The sequence below is a fragment of the Burkholderia sp. SJZ089 genome (genome assembly GCF_007828315.1).
Taxonomy (GTDB): domain Bacteria; phylum Pseudomonadota; class Gammaproteobacteria; order Burkholderiales; family Burkholderiaceae; genus Burkholderia; species Burkholderia gladioli.
This window is the reverse complement of the sequence record NZ_VIUM01000021.1, coordinates 97,840-117,427: the sequence shown is the minus strand read 5'-3', so window position 1 is coordinate 117,427 and position 19,588 is coordinate 97,840. Positions and strand designations below refer to the sequence as shown.

Annotated in this window: 2 protein-coding genes; both read right to left on the bottom strand. The window is 73.1% G+C overall.

Features of this window, described 5'->3' with window-relative positions; translation table 11 throughout:
- Positions 1-92: 92 nt before the first annotated feature.
- Positions 93-18,962, bottom strand: a complete 18,870-nt coding sequence (locus FB600_RS30865) for a non-ribosomal peptide synthetase (RefSeq protein WP_145757912.1) — start codon at positions 18,960-18,962, stop codon at positions 93-95.
- Positions 18,959-19,546 (bottom strand): GNAT family N-acetyltransferase, encoded by a 588-nt coding sequence (locus tag FB600_RS30860; protein WP_186021817.1) that lies wholly within the window; start codon positions 19,544-19,546, stop codon positions 18,959-18,961. Before FB600_RS30860 ends, FB600_RS30865 begins: the two co-directional genes overlap by 4 nt.
- Positions 19,547-19,588: the final 42 nt, after the last annotated feature.

The window sequence follows — 19,588 nt, the reverse complement described above, 5'->3', positions numbered from 1 at the left end:
GTTGCGATTCGTCGATGATTCGGTGCTAATGCGTGTCCGCTCGGAGTTCGGGCGCGCGCCGGCGGCGGCGGGCCGGCGCGCGTGTCCCGCGTTCAGGGTCGGCCGTCGAGCAGCATCTCCAGGGCGCGGATGGTCGGGTTTTCGTAGAACTGGCGAAGCTCGATCTTCTGGCCGTAGCGCCGGCTCACCTCGGAGATCATCTCGATCGCCTTCAGCGACTGGCCGCCCAGCTCGAAAAAGTCGTCGGTCACGCCGACCGCGGCCGCGCCCAGCAGGCGCGTCCAGATCGCCGCCAGCTCGCGTTGGCGATCGGTGCTGGCGGCCTGCCGCTGCTGCCGCTCGCCCACCTCGATCACCGGCAGCCGGCGCGCGTCGACCTTGCCGCTTTCGGTCAGCGGGATCGCCGGGATGAAGTGCACCTGGTCGGGGATCATGTAATCGGGCAGCGACTGGCGCAGCCAGCTGCGCACCGCCTCGCGCGTCAGGCTCGGCGCCGACGGCGCGAGCGTGGCGGCCTCGGCGTCGCTCGCGAGGCGCAAACGCGCCAGGCCCAGCGAGGCCGCGACACGCCGCCATTGCGCGGTCAGCGCCTCGGCCTGCGCGGCCGGCAAGGCGCCGGCGGGCGCATCGAACACCAGCAGCGTGTCGGGCACCTGCCCCGCATCCTGCTGGGCCGCCGCGAGCGAGACGGCGGCCTCGCGATCGAGCGGGAACGAGAGCGAATCCGCCATCGCGTCCGCACGCAGCGGCACCGCCTCGATCCAGGCCAGCACCTGGCTGGCGGCATCGGTCAGCACCAACTGGCAGGCCGGGAAGCGCCGCGCCAGCTCGTTGCCGGCTTCGGCCACGGCGGGCACGCCAGGCTCGCCCTCGTCGTCACCCAAGCCGCTCGCACCAGCGACTTCGGCAACCGCTTCGGCCACTGCTTCGGCCAGCGGCGCAGGCTCGCGCAGGGCCAGCGCGGCCGCCGTCAGCTCGGGACGCTGCTCGAGCGTGAACGCATAACGCGGCGCCCCGCCCGGCTCGCCCGCCACGCCGATCGCCTCGGCCGGCTGCTCGACGAAGGCCACCAGCCTGCCCAGGTCCTCGCGGTACTGAAGCGCGGCTGCCGCGATCGACGGATGGGCACGCAAGGCGCTGGCGATCTCCTCCAGCTCGACGCGGTTGCCGCGGATCTTCAACTGCCGATCGGCGCGGCCGTGGAAATGCACCAGGCCGGCGCGATCGCAATGCCCCAGGTCGCCGGTGCGATAGACCCGCAGCGGCTGCCCCTGGTACTCGATCTCGACGAAGGCACGCGCGCTCGCCGCGTCGTCGTTGAGGTAGCGGCGCGCCAGGCCCGGCGAGGCCACGCAGATCTCGCCGATCACGCCGCGCGGCACCGGCTGCAATTGCGCGTCGAGCACATGCAGGCTGGCATTGCCCACCGGGCGGCCGATCGGCACGGTGTCGCCCGCATAGGGCTCGCTGCAATCGAAGCGGCTCGCGTCGACGGTCACCTCGGTCGGGCCGTAATGGTTATGCAGGCGGCAGCCCGGGAAGGCGGCGGCGAAGCGCTCGGCCAGGCCGCGATAGAGCGCGGCCGCGCCGACCACCGCGTGCCGCAGCGAGGGCAAGGCGCCGATCTCGCCGCGCTCGCGCGCCTGCACCAGGCTCTCCAGCATCGAGGGCACGAACTGCGCGAAGCTCGCGCCCTCGCGTTCGATCAGCTCGCCGTAGGCATGCGCGCTGCGCAGCCAGTCGTCGCCCATCACCACCACGCTCGCGCCCGAGGCCAGCGGCCAGAACACGTCCTGGATGAACACGTCGAAGGTGAACGGCGTATGGAACAGCACCCGGTCGCTCGCATCGAGCGCATAGCTGCGCTGCAGGTCGGCGATCATGCTGACCACGCCGCGATGCTCGATCTCGATGCCCTTGGGCGTGCCGGTCGAACCCGAGGTATGCAGCACGTAGGCCAGCGAACGCGGCTCGACGGGCGCCGGATCGGCATCGGAATACCCGCCCAGCGCGCCCATCACCTCGTCGACCAGCACCACGTCGTAGGCGAACTGCGCGAAGGCGCGCCGCGTGGCGCCGGCCGTCAGGGCCCAGCGCGCGCGGGAGCCGCGCAGGATCGCGTCGATGCGCTTTTGCGGCGTCTGCGAACCGATCGGCACGAAGCTCGCGCCCGCCTTCAGGATCGCGTAGAGCGAGACGATCATGTCCAGCGAGGGTGCGAGCAGCACCGCCACCTTGTCGCCCGGCTCGACGCCGAGCGACATCAGGTAATGCGCGAGGCGATTGGCCTGGCGGTTCAGCGTCGCGTAGTCGTGGCGCTCGCCGTCGACCACCAGCGCGGTGGCCTGCGGCGTGCGCGCGGCCTGCCGGGCGAACAGCGAGTGCATGCTGGCCCGCGCGTCGTACTCGACCGGCTCGCCGTGCACCACGGCCGGCGGATTGCCGTTCGCGCCGACCATCGTGTAGCGCGCGAGCGGCTGGTGCGGATCGTCGAGCACCTGCTCCATCAGCGCGGTCATGTTGTCGAGCATCTGCCGCACCGTCTCGCCCTCGAACAGGTCGGCGTTGTAGATGCAGCTGAACATGATGTCGCTGCCGAACTGGTCGACCACGAAGTTCAGGTCGAAGCGCGAGGACTTGTTCTCGGTGTCCACCACGTTCTCCAGGCTCAGCGCCAGCCCGTCGAAGCGGATCCTACTCATCAGGTCGCTCTTGTTGTTCTGCACCCCGTACATGATCGAGAACAGCTTGGGCCGCGACAGGTCCTTCTCGTGCTGCAACTGCTCGATCACCTGGTTCGACGGGTAGTGGTAATGCTCGAAGGCATCCAGCGTGCGCTGGCGCACCTGGGCCAGCAGCCCGGCGAAGCTCATGCCCTCGTCGATCGTGCAGCGGATCGGCATCGGCGTGGCGAACAGGCCGAACAGGGGCTTCAGGCGCTCGTCGGCGCGGCCCGCGATCGGGCAGCCGATCACGAAGTCGTGCTGGCCGCTGATGCGCGCCAGGTAGGCGTCGATGATCGCCAGCTGCAGCATGAACAGCGTGACGTCGTGCTGCTTCAGGTAGGCCTCGATCTTGCGCACCACGCCGCGCGGCAGCCAGCTGCGCAGCGCATCGCCGCGATACGACATCACGTTCGGGCGCGGCCGGTCGGTCGGCAGGTCCAGCGGCGCCGGCAGCGTACGGTACATGTCGAGCCAGTAGCGCTTGTGCTCGTCGAAGGCGCCCGAACGCAACTGGCGGTGCATCCACTGCACATAGTCGAAGTAGCCCACCTCGATGGCCGGCACCTCGGGCGGCCGCCCGGCGGCGTAGGCGTTGTACAGCTCGCTCATCTCCAGCATCAGGTTGATCAGCGAGGTCTCGTCCCAGATGATGTGGTGGACCACGAAGATCAACTGGTGGAAGTCGCCCCCGTAGCTGGCCACGTGCAGGCGGAACAGCGGCCCGGTGGCGAAATCGAAGGGCGCCACGCCGAAGCGCGCGCCGAGCCGGTTGGCCTCGTCGATCGCCTCCGCGCCCGAGAACTGCGTGCGATCGAGGAACACCTCCCCGGCATCGATGCCGATCGACGGATCGACGATCTGGATCGGCGCGCCGTCGCGGTAGTCGAACTTCACGCGCAGCACCTCGTGGCGGTCGAGCAGGGTCTGCCAGGCCTTGACGAAGGCATCGCGATTCAGCTTGCCGGTGAAGAACAGGTCCGACACGCTGATGTTGTAGACGGGGCTCGTCGGGTCCATCTGGTAGGCGTACCACTCGGGCACCTGGCAGGGCGCGAGCTCGTAATGCGGCTGCGCGGGCAGGCGCTCGATCGGCTCGGGCACCACCGCGCCCTGCCCGTCACGCAGCGCGTCGAGCGCGGCGGCCACGGCGCGCAGTTGCGGCGCCTCGAACAGCGCGCGCAGCGGCAGCGCCACGCCGAAGCGGGTGCGCAGCTTGAGCGTGAGCTCGGCGGCCAGCAGCGAATGGCCGCCCAGTTCGAAGAAGCTGTCGAGCGCGCCCACCTGGTCCACCTCCAGCAGCTCGCGCCACAGCTCGGCGAGCTGCGCCTCGGTGCCGGCCGCCGGCTCGACGTGCTCGTGACGGCGGAACACGTCCTGGTCCGAGGGCTGCGGCAGGCGCTTGCGGTCCACCTTGCCGTTGGCGTTGAGCGGGAAGCTGTCCATCAGCACGAAGGAGGCCGGCACCATGTAGCCCGCCACGCGGTCGGCCACGAAGGCACGCAGCTCGGGCACGGTCGGCGCCGGGTGGCGATGCGGGATCACGTAGCCGAGCAGGTAGAGCCGCTCCTTCGCATCACGCGCGGCCACCACCACCGCCTGGCGCACGTTGTCGTGATCGCCGATCGCCTTCTCGACCTCGCCGATCTCGACGCGCTGGCCGCGAATCTTCACCTGGAAGTCCTCGCGACCGAGGAACTCGAGCGTGCCGCCGGGGCGGTAGCGTGCCAGGTCGCCGGTCTTGTAGAGCCGGCTGCCGGGCTGCGCCGAGAACGGATCGGGCAGGAAGGCGCGCGCCGTGCGCAGCGGGTCGCCCAGGTAGCCGCGGCCCACGCCGGTGCCGCCGATATAGACCTCGCCCGTCACGCCGAGCGGCACCGGTTCGAGCTGTGCGTCGAGCAGGTAGGTGCGCAGGTTCGGCAGGGTGCCCTGGATCGGCACATAGGGCAGCGCGGTGCCGAGCGGCTCGCGGATCCACAGATGGCTGGTGTCGTCCGAGCACTCGGTCGCGCCGTAGGTATTGACCACCGGGATATGCGGCACGCAGGCGAACCAGCGCTCGCAGAGCGCGGGCGTGAGCGCCTCGGCATTGCTGACGTAGACGCGCACGCCCGGCAGGCGCTCGGCGCCCGGGCGCGATTCGAGCTCGTCGATCAGGATCTTCATGTGCGAGGGCACCGACTCGAACACCGTCACGCCCTCGGCATCCAGTTGCGCGAACAACTGTTGCGGATCCCAGGCCGCGTCGCCGGGGATCACCGCGGTGCGCCCGCCCACCAGCAGCGCCACCAGGTACTGCCAGATCGACACGTCGAAGGTGGTGACGGCCATCTCGGCCACCACGTCCCGCTCGCCGATGCCGAGGTCGTCGATCTTGGCCAGCAGGTGGTTGAGCATGCCGAGCTGCTCGATCATCGCGCCCTTGGGCAGGCCGGTGGAACCCGAGGTGTAGATCACGTAGGCCAGCGAGGCCGGCGTGAGCGGCAGGAACGCGCCCGGCGCCTCGGGCTCGCGCAGCAGCGTGTCGAGCGCCACGCGCTCGGCGGCCACGTTCAACGCCTGCGCGCAGCCGGCGCCGGCCGCGTCGTGCAGCACGTAGCGCAGCTTGCCGAGCTCGGCGACACGCTCCAGCTTGGGCAGCGGATCGGCCGGGTTCAGCGGCGTGAACGCGAGGCCCGCCTTCAGCACGCCGAGCATCGCCACCAGGTAGCCGAGATCGCGGCCGAGCAGCAGCCCGACCAGGGCCTCGTCGCGCGCGCCGAGCGCGAGCAGGTTGTGGGCCACGCGATCGGAGGCGCGGTCCAGCTCGGCGTAGGTCATGGAACGATCGCCGCAGCTCGCCGCGATGCGCTCGGGCACGCGCGCGGCCTGCCGCGCGAACAGCTCGCGCACCGTCAGGCCCGGCTCCAGCGGCCGGCGCGCCTGGTTGAGCGTCTCCAGCTGATAGCGACGCTCGTCCTCGTCGAGCAGCGGCAGCGCGTGCAGCGCCGTGCCCGCATCGGCGGCCACGCCCGCCAGCAGATGGCGCAAGTGCGCGGCCAGGCGCTCCACCGTGGCGGCCTCGAACAGGTCGGTGCTGTACTCGAAGCCGCCGTGCAGCCGGCCGTCCAGCGACCAGGTGGCGAGATACAGGTCGAACTTCGCGCTGCGATGCTCGGGTTCGAGGTTGCCGGCACGCAGGCCGTCGAAGCGGGCCGTCTCCAGCGCGGCGCCGTCCTGGTACGAGAACATGGTCTGGAACAGGCCGCTGCCGTCGCGTTCGCGCTGGCCGTTGACGGCCGCGGCGATCTCCTCGAGCGCGACGTCCTGGTGGTCGAAGGCTTCCAGGCAGGTGGCGCGCACCGTGTCGAGCAGCTCGGCGAAGCGCGTCGACGGTTGGGCGCGCAGCCGCATCACCAGCGTGTTGACGAAGAAGCCGACCACCGGCTCGAACTCGGGCCGCCCGCGGCCCAGCGCCGGCACGCCGATCAGCAGGTCGTCCTGGCGGGCGTAGCGCGCCAGCAGCGCCGCGTAGGCCGCCAGCAGCAGCATGAACATCGAGACGTGGTGACGCTGCGCCACCGCCTCCAGCCGCGCGGCCAGCGCCGCGTCCAACTCGAAGGAGAAGGCCGCGCCCGCGCCGCTCGGCTGCGGCGGCCGGGCGTGGTCGGTAGGCAGTTGCAGCACCGGCAGCGTGCCGTCGAGCCGCGCGCGCCAGTAGTCGAGCTGGCGTTCGCGCTCGCCGCCGTCGAGCAGGCGGCGGTGCCAGTCGGCGAAGTCGCGGTATTGCAGCGCGCGCGTGGCCGGGTCGGCGGCCGTGAGCGCCGGTGCCCGGCCGACGCGCGCCTGGTTGTAGTGGCGCGCCAGGCTCTGCTGGAACAAGGCCACCGACCAGCCGTCGATCACGATGTGATGGAACATCGACAGCAGCGCGTGTTCCTCGCCGGCCAGCCTGACCAGGCTGAAGCGTGCCAGCGGCCCGCGTTCGAGGTCGAAGGGCGTGCCGAGCTCGCGCTGCACCAGCGCGTCGAGCGCGGCGCGGCGCGCCTCGGGCGCGAGCGTCGAGAGGTCGTGGCGCGCCAGTTGCGGCGCGGCCGGCGCGTCGATCACCTGCAGCGGCGTCTCGCCTTCCACCACGAAGCGCGTGCGCAGCGATTCGTGCTCGGCCAGCGTGGCCGCCAGCGCCGCGCGCAGGGCCGCCTCGTCGAGCGCGCCGTCCAGCGTCAGCAGGTCCGGCAGGTGATAGGCGGTGTTCAGCGGGTCGCGCTGATGCAGGTACCAGAGCCGGTATTGCGCGCCCGACAGCGGCGTGGCGAGCGCCTCGATACGCTCGATCGCCGGCAGCGCGCCGCCGGCCGCCGTGGCGCCCGCCTCGCGTGCCCCGCCCGCCACGTTCCCCTCGCGCAGCCGCTCGACCAGGGCCGCCAGCGCGCGCACGGTCGGGCAGTCGAACAGCGCCGCCACCGGCAGCCGCACCGCAAAGGCCGCCTCCACGCGGCTGTTGATGCGGATCGCCAGCAGCGAGCTGCCGCCCAGGCTGAAGAAGTTGTCGTCGATGCCGAAGCGCGTGTCGCCGAGCAGTTCGTGCCAGAGCGCCAGCAGCGCCGACTCGGTGCCCGACAGCGCGGGCGCGGCCACCACCGCGTCGTTGGCGGCCACCGCCAGCAGCGCGCGGCGATCCACCTTCTGGTTGGTGGTCAGCGGGAAGGCCTCCATCACCACCACCTGGGCCGGCACCATGTGGCGCGGCAGCCGCTCGCGCAGGTAGTCGACCAGGGCCGCGCCGTCGGTGCCGGTGGCGCGCGCCGCCGGGGCGCCGCCCTGGCGGTCCAGCGTCACGTAGCCGATCAGCGGATTGCGCGCGTGCTGCCGCTCGCCGGCCAGCACGATCGCCTGCGCCACGGCCGGATGCGATTCCAGCACGGCCTGGATCTCCTCGGGCTCGACGCGGATGCCGTCCACCTTGAGCTGGAAGTCGGCGCGGCCGAGGTAGTGCAGGCGCCCCTCCAGATCGTAGCGGACCTGGTCGCCGGAGCGGTACAGGCGCGCGCCGGCCGCCGTCGAGAACGGGTCGGGCACGAAGCGCTCGGCCGTCAGCGCGGCGCGGCCGCGATAACCCTGCGAGACGCCGGCGCCGCCCACGTAGAGCTCACCCGGCATGCCGGCCGGCACGCGGTTGCCGTGCGCGTCGAGCACGTGCACTTGCGCATTGGCGACCGGCTCGCGCAGGTAGATCTCGCCGTCCTCCAGCGCGCGCTCGATATCGACGCGATCGACGATGCAGCCGATCGAGCACTCGCTCGGGCCGTAGATGTTGTAGAGCGCGATGGCCTCGGCCGCGCCGCCGCGCTGCCATTGCCGGATCGCCTCGGTGGTGATCTTCTCGCCGCCGACGCTGATCAGCCGAACCGAGGCGGGCCGCGCGGCCGGCTCGGCGGCCAGTTGCTCGCCGAGCACGCGCCAGTAGGCGGTCGGCAGGGTCAGCACGCTGATCGCCTGGGCGCGGCAGCAGTCCAGCAGGGCCGGCACCGAGCGCTTCACGTCCTCCTCGCCGATCACCAGCGCGGCGCCCGCGATCAGCGGCGTGAAGATCTCCTCGAGCGAGGCGTCGAAGGTGAGCGGCGCGAACAGCAGCGCACGGTCGCGCGGCGTGTAGCCGAAGCGATCGAGCACCGTGCCGAGATAGTTGGCCACGCCGCGATGCGTGAGCACCGAGGCCTTGGGCGTGCCGGTGGTGCCCGAGGTGTAGGTCAGGAACACGCCGTGGTCGGCCGGGAGCGACAGCGCCGGCGCCTGGGCCGGCTGGTCGCGCCAGGCCGCGTGCTCGAGCGGCAGGCGCCGCCCGTCGAAGCTGCCGAGCACCGCGCCGGCGCGGGCCAGGATATGGCGGCAGCCGCTGTCGGCGATGATCGCCTCCAGCCGCTCGGCCGGCAGCGCCAGGTCGACCGGGAAGCAGATCGCGCCGGCCTTCAGCGTGGCGACGATGGCCAGCACCGCATCCACGCCGTGCACGGCTTCCACGCCCACCACGCTGCCGGGCAGCACGCCGGCCGCCGCCAGCAGGCCGGCGAGGCGATCGGTCTCGCGCGCCAGCGCTGCGTAGTCGAGCGTGCCGGCGCTGGATACCAGGGCCGGTGCCGAGGGCGAGACGCGCGCCCGATGATCGACCAGCGCATGCAGCAAGGCACCGCCTTGCGGGCCGGCCGGCTCGGCCAGCAGCGCGGCGTGGTCGATCACGTCGGCGTTGTGCAGCCGCGCCACCACCGCCTGCTCGGCCGGCGTCAGGAAGTCCAGCTCGCCGACCGGGCGCGAGGCGTCGGCGGCCAGGCCGTCGAGCAGCAACTGGAAGTTGTCGAGCCAGCGCGCCACGCTCGCCTCGTCGAACTGATCGACGGCATGCACGCAGGACAAGGCCAGGCCCTCGCCGGTTTCGCGGAAGGTCACCGACAGGTCGGCCACCAGCGCCTGCGGCGCCTCGTCGAGCAGCTCGGCCCGCAGGCCCTCGCCGTCGGCCGCGCGGCCGTCGTGCGCGAGCGTGCTCGGCAGCAGGTCGAAGGTGGTCTGGAACAGCTCGCCGCTGGCTTCGCTGCATTCGCCGGCGATCCGGTCGAAGGGCAGCGCGTGATGGCGATAGACGCGCCGCAGCGTGTCGCGCATCTCGCGGATCAGCGCCGTGCCGCTGCGATGCGCGCGCACGCGGGCCCGCACCGGCAGCACGTTGACGAAGAAACCGACCAGCGGCGCCAGCTCGGCTCGGCCGCGATCGTGATACGGCATGCCGACCACCAGGTCGTCCTGCCCGCCCAGGCGATGCAGCCAGGCGAAGTAGGCGCTGATCAACACCTCGTAGAGCGAGGCCTGCTCGCGGCGTGCCAGGGCCTTCAGCGCGGCCAGCGTGGCGGCCGGCCAGACGCGAGTGTGACGGCCGGCGGGCCGCGCCGGCACGGCGCCGGGCGCCTGGCCGGCGCTGCCCTCGGCCGCGCCGCGCGCCACCGGCAGCGGCGCCTGCGCCGGCAACGCGCGCAGGTAGTCGCGCCAGAAATCCAGCAGGGCCGGTTCCTCGCGGGACAGCGCCTGCTGCGCCCACACGCTGTAGTCGCGATACTGCACCGCCAGCGGCGCGAGCCGAGCGGCCCGCTGCTCGCGATGCGCGGCATAGGCTTCCAGCAGGTCGGCGAGGAACACCTCGGCGGACCAGGCATCGACGACGATATGGTGGAAGCTGGCCGCCAGCACCGCGCTGTCGGCGGCGGTCTGGATCAGCGCGAGCCGGTACGGGCGGCCCGCGGCCAGGTCGAAGGGCTCCTTGGCCATGCGCGCGAGCTGGTCGCGCACGAAGCCCTCCAGCATCGAGGCCGGGTTGCCGCTCAGGTTCATCTGCAGCAGGTCGGCGTCGGCCGGCACGAGCGTGGCCGCCTCCTGCGCGGCGGGCACGATCTGGCGCGGCCCCTCGTCGGTCTCGACGATGCGCGTGCGCAGGATCGCGTGGCGCGCCACGGTATCGATCAGCGCCGCGCGGAACGCGGCCGCATCGAGCGTGCCGCTCAGGCGCAGCGCGCCCACCACGTTGTGGCCGACATGCTCGCGATGGAAACGCTGCGCGAGCCACAGCCGATGTTGCAGCGGCGCGAGCGGGATCGCCGCGTCGGCCGGGGCGAGCGGGATGCCCGCCGGGCGCGCGGCATCGCCGTCGAGCCGTTGCGCCAGTGAAGCCAGGTCCTGGGTCATGAAGAAGTCCTTCAGGGCAATCGCGCGGCCGAGTCGGGTCTCGATCGCCGCGACGGCGCGCGCGGCCAGCAGCGAGTGCCCGCCGAGCGCGAAGAAATTGGCGTGGGCGTGGTCGACGCGCTCGCCGAGCAGTTCGCTCCAGATCGCCGCCAGCGCGCGTTCGGTGTCGGTGGTCAGCGGCGTGCGGGCCGCCTCGCCCTCCCCGCCCGTTTCAACCGAAACGCGCGGCGCGGGCAGCGCCGCGTAGTCGACCTTGCCGTTGCGCGTGAGCGGCAACGCGTCGAGCTCGACCACGTGCGTGGGCACCATGAAGGCCGGCAGCTTCGCGGCCACCGCCTGCTTGAGCCACGCGGCGCGCGCGGCCGGCGTGCCGGCGATGTCGGTCGATGCGGCGTCGAACACCACGTAGGCGACCAGTTGCAAGCCCGCCTGCGCATGCTGGTGCGTGCCCACCACCGCGTCGTAGACGCCCGCCTCGCCCTTGATCGCGTGCAGGATCTCGCTCGGCTCGATGCGATGGCCGCGGATCTTGAGCTGGTCGTCGGCGCGGCCGAGGTAGTCGAGTTCGCCCGCCGCGTTCCAGCGCACCAGGTCGCCGCTGCGATACAGCCGGGCGCCGGCCTCGCTCGAGAACGGATCGGCGATCAGGCGCGCCTGCGTGAGCGCCTCGTTGCCGCGATAAGCGCGCATCAGCGAGGCCCCGCCGACGTGCAGCTCGCCCGCCAGGCCGCGCGGCACCAACTGGCCGTGACGGTCGAGCACCAGCGCCTGCACGCGATCGATCGCGGTGCCGATCGCGGGCGCCGCCTGCCGCGCGTGCGGCGTTTGCGCCGGCACTTCCGTGGCGGTCGCCACCACGCTGTTCTCCGACGGGCCGTAATGGTTGAACAGCCGGTAGCCGGCGCCGGCCGGCGCGCGGCGCGTGAGCCGCTCGCCGCCGGTCAGCAGGTAGCGGAACGCCGGCGTGCCGCGCCAGCCGTCGGCCAGCACCGCGTGCGCGAGCGGCGTCGCCACGAAGGCATGGGTGATGCCGGCCGCGGCGAACCAGGCCGTCAGCTCGCGCGAGGACTGGCGCGCCGCCTCGGGCGCGAACCAGACGCTGGCGCCGGTGGCCAGGTACGGCCAGATCTCCCAGACCGCCGCGTCGAAGCCGACGCCGGCCGTCTGGCTGGCGCGCGTGGTGCGCGGCGCCTCGTGCAGCGCATAGGCGCGCGCGTGCCAGTCGCAGAGATTGGCCAGGCCGCGATGCGGGATCTCCACGCCCTTGGGCGTGCCGGTGGTGCCCGAGGTGTAGACCAGGTAGGCCAGGTCGTCGAGCGCCACGGCAACGTCGAGATCCTCGCCGTCCAGGCCGGCGGCCTCGGCGACCAGTGTGTCGAGCTCGAGCGCGGCCACGCCGGCCGGCAGCGTTTCGGGCGCCGTGCCGGCCTCCACCAGCAACTGTCGCGCGCCGCAATCGGCGACGATGCGCGCGCGACGCGCCTCGGGATAACGCGGGTCGATCGGTACATAGGCGGCGCCCAGCTTGAGCACGGCCAGCGCGGCCAGCGCGAAGCCGGGCCCCGGCGAGAGGCACAGCGCGACGGCCTCGCGCGGCACCGCGCCGAGCGCGCGCAGGCGGCGCGCCAGGCGATTGGCCTGCGCGTTGAAGGCGCCGTAGGCGATGCCTTGCGCGGCATCGGCGCCCATCACGGCGAGCGCTTCGGGATGCAGGCGCGCGATCCGCTCGAGGTGGTGATGGATCGGTTCGCCGGACAGCACGCCGGCCTCGCCGAAGCCGAAGCCACGGCCGAGCGCGAGCAGCGCCTCGGCCGCGCCGGCGTCGACCACCCGCGTCTGGGCCGGCGTCAGCTCGGGCGCCGCGACCACCTGTTCGAGCAGCAGACGATACGTATCGAGCAACAGCGTCGCACGCTCGCGGTCGAAGGCCGAGAGGCGATGGTTCAGCGCGATGCGCATCGCCTCGCCCTCGGCGCGGCAGCGCAGCGTGAGGTCGAACTTGGCGCTGTGGTCGGCGCGCCGCTCCAGCGCGAGCGTCGCCGCGCCGAAGCCGATCGCGCCGAACTCGCGCTCCTCGTAGTCGAACATGGCGCGCACCAGCTCGCCCGCCCCACCCGCGCGCTCCACGCCGGCCAGCTCGACCATCTCGCCGTAGCCGAGCCGCGCATGGCGCCAGGCCGCCACGCTGGCCTCGCGCCAGTCGTGCAGTTGACGCGCGAAAGGCGTGCCGTCGCCGATCGTCACGCGCAGCGGCAGCACGTTGACGAACATGCCGATCATCGCCGCCGTGCCGGGCACGTCGCGCCCCGCGTAGGCGGTGCCGACCAGCACCTCGGGCTCGCCGCCCAGGCGCGCCAGCAGCAGGCCATAGGCGGCCAGGTAGACGGTGGACTCGCTGACGCCTTCGCGCGCGGCCATCGCGCGCACTGCCGCGGCCAGTTCGCGCGGCAGCTCGGCGGCGACTTCGTCGCCCGGCGCCGTATCGATATCGCCGGCCTCGACGGCTTCGGCCTGCCGCGCCGCCTGCGGCAGGCGCAAGGCGGCCAGCCCGTCGGGGGCGAGGCCCGTCAACTGCTCGCGCCAGAACGGCAGCGCGGCGGCTTCGGCGGCCTGCGCCTCGGCCGAGCGGCTCCAGGCCGCGTAGTCGCGGTACTGCAGCGCGGTTTGCGCGGCCGCCGTTTCGGCGACGGGCGTCGCGCCCGCGGCACCGCGCCGGGCGATCTCGTCGAGCAGGATCGCCACCGAACGGCCGTCGGCGATCAGGTGATGCAGGCTCAGCAGCAGGTAAGCCTGGTCCGCCGCGAGCGGCAGCCAGCCCGCGCGCAGCAGCGGCCCGTCGGCCAGATCGAAACGACGCGACTGGAAGGCCTCGATCGCCGCCTCCACGCGCGCCTCGCGCGCGGTCGACGCGAGACCGTCGAGCTCGACCGACAGCCGCTCGATCGCGAACGGCCCGGCCGCGCGCACTTCCTGCACCGGCAGGCCGTCGCGCAGCGGGAAAACGGTGCGCAGCGCCTCGTGCTCGGCCACCAGCGCCGTCAGCACCTGCTCCAGGCGCTCGAGATCGAGCTCGCCTTGCACGCGCAGCGCGCCGCCGACGTGGTAATCGGTGCTGGCCGGATCGTAGCTCTGCAGCAGCCAGATGCGCTGCTGGGCCGGGCTCAGCGGCACCGGCAGGCCCGGCTCGACACGCGCCAGCGCCACCGGCGCGGCACGGCCGGCCGCTTCGCGCAGATGCGCGGCCAGCGAGGCCACCGTGGCATGCGTGAACAGCTCGGCGATCGCCACTGTCACGCCGAAGCGCTCGCGCAGCGCCTCGGCCAGCTTCGCGACCAGCAGCGAATGGCCGCCGAGCGCGAAGAAATCCTCGTCGGCACGCGGCGTCACGCCGCCGAGCAGCTCGCGATAGCAGGCGGCCACGCCCTGCTCCACTTCGTCGGCGAACAGCGCTTCCTCGGCCGGGCTTGCCGGCGCGGCGTCGAGCGACGGCAGCGCGCGGCGGCTGATCTTGCCGTTCGCGTCGAGCGGCAGCGTGTCGAGCAGCACATAGGCGGCGGGCCGCATGTAGGACGGCAGCCGCGCCTCGACGAAGGCGCGCAGCGCGGCCTCGTCCAGCGCGGCGCCCGCGCCGGCGCGCGGCGCGACATAGGCGGCCAGCAGCTTCCCGGCCGCGGCGCGCTCGAAGGCCAGCACCTTGCATTGCCCCACCGCCGGATGCGCGGCGATCACCGCCTCCACCTCGGCCGGCTCGACGCGGAAGCCGCGGATCTGCACCTGGTCGTCGGCGCGGCCGATGAAGTGGATGCGCCCGGTTTCGTCGAGCCGCACCACGTCGCCGGTGGCATAGAGGCGCGTGCCGGCCGCCTCGCCATGCGGCGCGAACACGAAGCGCTCGGCGCTCAGCTCGGGGCGTCCCAGGTAGCCGGCGGCCAGCCCGGCGCCGCCCACGTAGAGCTGGCCGGCCACGCCGAGCGGCACGGCGCGCAGCGCCGTATCGAGCACGTGCAGCCGCTGGCCGCGGATCGGCCGGCCGATGTCGGGCAGCGCGGACGCGCCTTCGGTCGAATCATCCGCGGCGACCTCGCCGGCCGTGGTGACCACGCTGTTCTCGGTCGGGCCATAGGCGTTGACGAGCCGGTACGCGGCACCGGGCACGGCGCGCGACTTCAGCTGATCGCCGCCGGTGAGCAGCACGCGCAGCGCGCGCGGCGCGGCGCCGGTGGCCAGGAAGGCCTCGGCCAGCGGCGTGGGCAGGAAGGCATGGCTGATCGCCTCGGCATCGAGCCATTGCGCCAGCGCGGCGGCGTCGTGGCGCAGCGCGGCGGGCGGTTCGACCAGGCTCGCGCCCGCGCACAGCGCCGGCCAGATCTCCCAGACCGCCGCGTCGAAGCCCGGGCCGGCCAGCATCGCCACGCGCGAGCCCGCATCGAGCCCGAAGGCCTCGACATGCCAGTCCACCAGGTTGGCGAGGCCGCCGTGCGGCACCAGCACGCCCTTGGGCTGGCCGGTCGAACCGCTGGTGTAGATGCAGTAGGCGATGTCGTCCGCGCGCGGGGCGACGGCCGGCAGCGCTTCGCCAGCGCCGGCGGCATCGAGATGCGCGTCGACCACCATCACGTGTGCCGCCGTGGCCGGCACGCGCGCGGCGTCGCGCCGGGTGCTCAGCACGCGCCGCGCGCCGCTGTCGTCGAGCAGCCAGGCGAGGCGCTCGGCCGGGTTGCCGAGATCGACGGGCAGGTAGCTGGCGCCGGCCTTCAGCACGGCCAGCGCGAGCAGCGCCTGCATGCCGCGATCGGCCACCGCCACCGCCACGCGCTCGCCGGCCGCGACGCCGTCGGCGCGCAGCATGCGGGCCAGCGCGTCGGCGGCGCGATCCAGTTCGCCGTAGCTGAAGGCGCGTTCGCCGCCGGCCAGCGCCGGCGCATCCGCCTGCGTGGCCGCGAGGCGGGCGAAGCGCGCCGCCACGTCGTCGCCGGCGCGCATCGGCGTGGCCGCCGGGCCCGTCAGGTGCCGGCGCAGCAGCGCCAGCTCGGGCTCGGCCAGCATCGGCAGCTCGCCGACGCGGGCCGAGTCGCCGGCCTCGCTCAATGCAGCCAGCAGCCGCGCGAAGTTGGCGGCCAGGCGCGCGATCATCGGCGCGGCATGGCGTTCGGCGCGATAGGCGATCGCCCCGGCCAGCTCGCCGCCGTCCTCGCAAAGCTGGAACGTCAGGTCGAACGGCGCGCGCACATGGCCGGTCTCGCAGGAGGCCAGCACGCTGTCGCCGAGCGCCAGGCGCCCGCCCGCGCTACCCAGCGCGAACGGCGCGAGGCGTTCTCCTTCGGCCGCATCGACAGCCGACAGCGCCGGGCGGCCGGCGCCCGGCGCCAGCAGCGAGATCACGGTCTGCACCAGCGGGCCGGTCGCGCCCAGCGCGTCGGCCAGCACCGGCAGCGGCAAGGCCTGGTCGCGCAGCCCGTCGACGATCGCGGCCTTGACCTGCCGCAGCCAGGCGCCGATCGGCTGGCCGTCGTCGAGCGCGACGCGAATCGGCAGCACGTTGGCGAAATAGCCGATGGTGTTCGCGTCGGCCTGCTCGCGCGCATGCGCCGGCATGCCGAGCACCACCTCGCGCTGCGCCGCGTAGCGACCCAGCAGCAGCGCGCCGGCCGCGAACAGCAGTTGATAGACGCTCAGGCCGTGACGGCCGGCCAACGCGGAGAGCGCGCCGGTGGTGGCCGCGTCGATGCGGAAACGATGCTGGCCCGCGCCAGCCTCGCCGGCGCGCGAGGGCGCCACCGTCGCCGGGAAGGCGGAACGCTCGGGCATGCCGGCCAGCCGGCCGCGCCAGGCGTCGAGCGCGCGCGCGGCCGCCGGCGAGGCGAGCCAGTCGCGCTGCGCGGCGGCGAAGGCGCGATAGCCGCGCGTGGCCACCGGCGGTTCGGCCTCGCCGCGGCCGAGCGCGTCGTAGAGGCGGCCGAGTTCGGCCAGCAGCAGGTCGAAGGACCACATGTCGACGCAGCCATGATGCAGGGCGAGCGCGACCCAGGTCCGCGTCGGGCCTTGCGTGACGCTGGCGCGCCAGGCGGCGACGCCCAGGTCGAACGGCGTGACCAGCGTTTCGCGCGCGGCCTGCAGCGCGGCCTCGTCGTCGGCGAAACGCGCCTGCACCAGGGCCGGTGCCGGCGCCTCGGCCGCCACCGGCTTGCCGTCGCGCTCGACCAGCATCATCCGCAGCACGTCGTGGCGCGCCGCCAGTTGACCCAGCGCACGGGAGAAACGCTCGGCATCGAAAGCCGCGTCGGCCTCGGCCACGAAACCCTCGTTGTAGTCGACCGAGCCCCGGTTCGCCTGCTGCGCGAGCCACAGCGCGGCCTGGCCCGGCGTCGCCGGCCAGTCGCCAACGGCGGGCGCGGCCGCCTCGGCTCGCGTCGGCGTGCCGGTTTCCTCGGCGGCCGGCGCGCGCCAGGCGCGTTCGGCCAGCGTGCCGATCTCGGCGGCCAGCGCCGCCAGCGTGAGATCGCCGAACAGCAGCTCGACCGGCAGCTCGACGCGCAACGCGGCGCCGAGCCGATGCTGGACCTGCACCAGCGCCAGCGAATCGAGGCCGAGCGCCGACACCGGCCGCGACAGGTCGAGCGCGTAGAACGGCGTCTTCAGCAGCTCGGCGAACTGGTTCTGCACCACGCCCTCGACCAGCCGCGCGAAGGCCTCGCCCTGGGCGGCGGCCAGCATCGCGTGCAGGGCCGCGTGCGGGTCCTGCGCGACGCGCGACGCGTCCCGCGTGCCGCTCGCGCCGGGCCGCGCCTCGTGCAGCACCTTCAGCGCGCCGCCGTGCAGTTCCTCGCGCACGGCGCTGCGCTGCACCTTGCCGCTGGAGGTCTTGGCGATCGAGCGCTCCTTGATCAGCACCACGCGTTCCAGCGCAAGGCCATGCCCCGAGGCGACGCGTTCGACGATCGCCGCGACGATCGCCGGGAACTCGGCTGGCGGCGTATTGCGCCGCACCTCGGCGACCAGGGCCAGCGCCTGCGTGTCGGCTTGCGCTGCCTGCGCGGCCTGCGCTGTCTCCGCGGCGCTCTCGCCGGCGCTCCCCGCCGAGGCATTCTCGGCCAGCGTGAAGGCGGCCGCGCCGTCCGGCACCAGCGCGCGATGCGCGGCGGTGGCGGTGGCCTCCAGGTCGGACGGATAGTAGTTGTCGCCGCGCAGGATGATCACGTCCTTGCAACGGCCGGTGACCACCAGCTCGCCGCCGTGCAGGAAGCCCAGGTCGCCGGTGGCGAGGAAGGGGCCGTCGCCGTCGGCCGTGACGTTGCCGAAGGTCTGCGCGCTCTTCTCGGCATCGCCCCAGTAGCCCTGGGCCACGTGCGGGCCCTTGACCCAGATCTCGCCGACCGCGTCGTCGGCCAGGCGCGCGCGGCTGTCGCGATCGACGATCGCCAGCTCGCCGCCCGCCACCGGGCCGCCGCAGCCCACGCGCCGGAACACCGTGCTGCGTCCCGAGGCGGCCAGGCTGGTCTGCTCGATCACGTGGCGCGGCCCGTAGCCGGTCGAGCCCGTCACCAGCAGGGTGGCCTCGGCCAGCCCGTAGCTGGGCCGGAACGCCTCGGCGCGGAAGCCGCAGGCGCCGAAGCGCGCGACGAAGGCGTCCAGGGTGCGCACCGACACCGGCTCCGAGCCGTTCACGGCGGCCGTCACGCTCGACAGGTCGAGCCCGGCCAGTTGCGCCGGCGCGATCTTCTCGACGCACAGCTGCCAGGCGAAGTTGGGCGCCACGGTCAGCGTGGCGCGGTAGCGCGAGACGGCCTGCAGCCAGCGCAGCGGATTGCCGAGGAAGTCCATCGGCGCCATCAGGGTGGTCGGGTAGCCGACGTAGACGCCCTGCAGCAGGGTCATCAGCCCCATGTCGTGGAACAGCGGCAGCCAGAACACCGCGTGGCTGTCCGGCGTGTTGCCGCACATCAGGCGGATCATCTCCTCGTTGGCGAGCAGGTTGCCGTGCGTGACCATGATGCCCTTGGCCTGGCCCGTCGAGCCCGAGGTGTATTGCAGGAAGGCCAGCGTGTCGGGCGTGGCCGCGTGCGGGCGCCAGCCGGCCGGGTCGAGCTCGCCCAGCTCGTCGACCACGATCAGCTCGACCGCACTCAGCGCGGGACGCTCGGCGATGAAGGCCTCGATCGAGGCGGCCTGCTTGCGGGTGAGCATCACGAAGCGCGGCGCGGCGTCCTCGATGATGCGCGCCAGGCGCTCGAAGTGATGGTTGTTGCGCGGCGCGTAGGCCGGCACGGCGATGAAGCCGCCATAGAGACAGCCGAAGAAGGCGCTCACGTAATCGAGGCTTTGCGGGCAGACGATCAGCGCGCGATCGCCGGCGGCGCCGCTCGCGGCCAGCCGCGCGGCGACGCGACGCGCCGCCAGGTCAAGGCCGGCGAAGCTCAGGCTCGGCGCCGCATCGTCGCCGTCGCGGCCTTCGAGATAGCGATAGGCCAGCGCCTCGCCGAGCGTCTCGGCGCGCGCGCGGCACAGATCGACGAAATTCGCGTGGTCGCTCATCGCGCCTCCCCTGCGGCCATGTCAGCCGCCCCGGCCTGCGCGCGTCGTTCGCGCCATTCGCTGGCCAGCAGCGCATAGGCGTATTCGTCGCCCCAGGCGCCCTTGAAGAACACGTTCTGGCGATACATGCCCTCGCGGCGGAAGCCCAGGTGCTCCAGCAGCCGCTGCGCGCGCGCGTTGAGCGCATCGACGGTGGCCACCAGCCGGTGCTTGCCATGCTGCTCGAACAGCAGCTCGACCACGCTCGCCACCGCCTCGCGCGCATAACCCTGGCGCTGCGCCTGAACGTCGAAGGTCACGCCGAGCTCGGCCTGGCGTCCCTCGTCGAGGAAGTGCACCGCCACGTCGCCGACCAGTTGCCCGTCGGTCCGGCGTTCGGCGGCGATCTGGAACCAGGTTTCATCGGTGTCGAAGGCGAGCGGCGCCTGCTCGGCGAAGAAGGCCAGCGCGTCGTCGAAGGAATACGAGGACCAACCCTGGTAGCGCGCCACCTCGGGATGGTTGCGGTAGGCGGTGAAGCTGGCGAGGTCGTCGCGCGTGAAGGGGCGCAGCACCAGGCGCGCGGTGGCAAGCGGCAAGCTCATTCGGGTTCCTTGAAGTCCGGTGGCGGGCTGGTCGGCGCAGAC

Coding starts and splice junctions, on each gene's coding strand:
- FB600_RS30865 (WP_145757912.1), bottom strand. CDS start 18,962: ATGAGCGACCACGCGAATTTCGTCGATCTGTGCCGCGCGCGCGCCGAG.
- FB600_RS30860 (WP_186021817.1), bottom strand. CDS start 19,546: ATGAGCTTGCCGCTTGCCACCGCGCGCCTGGTGCTGCGCCCCTTCACG.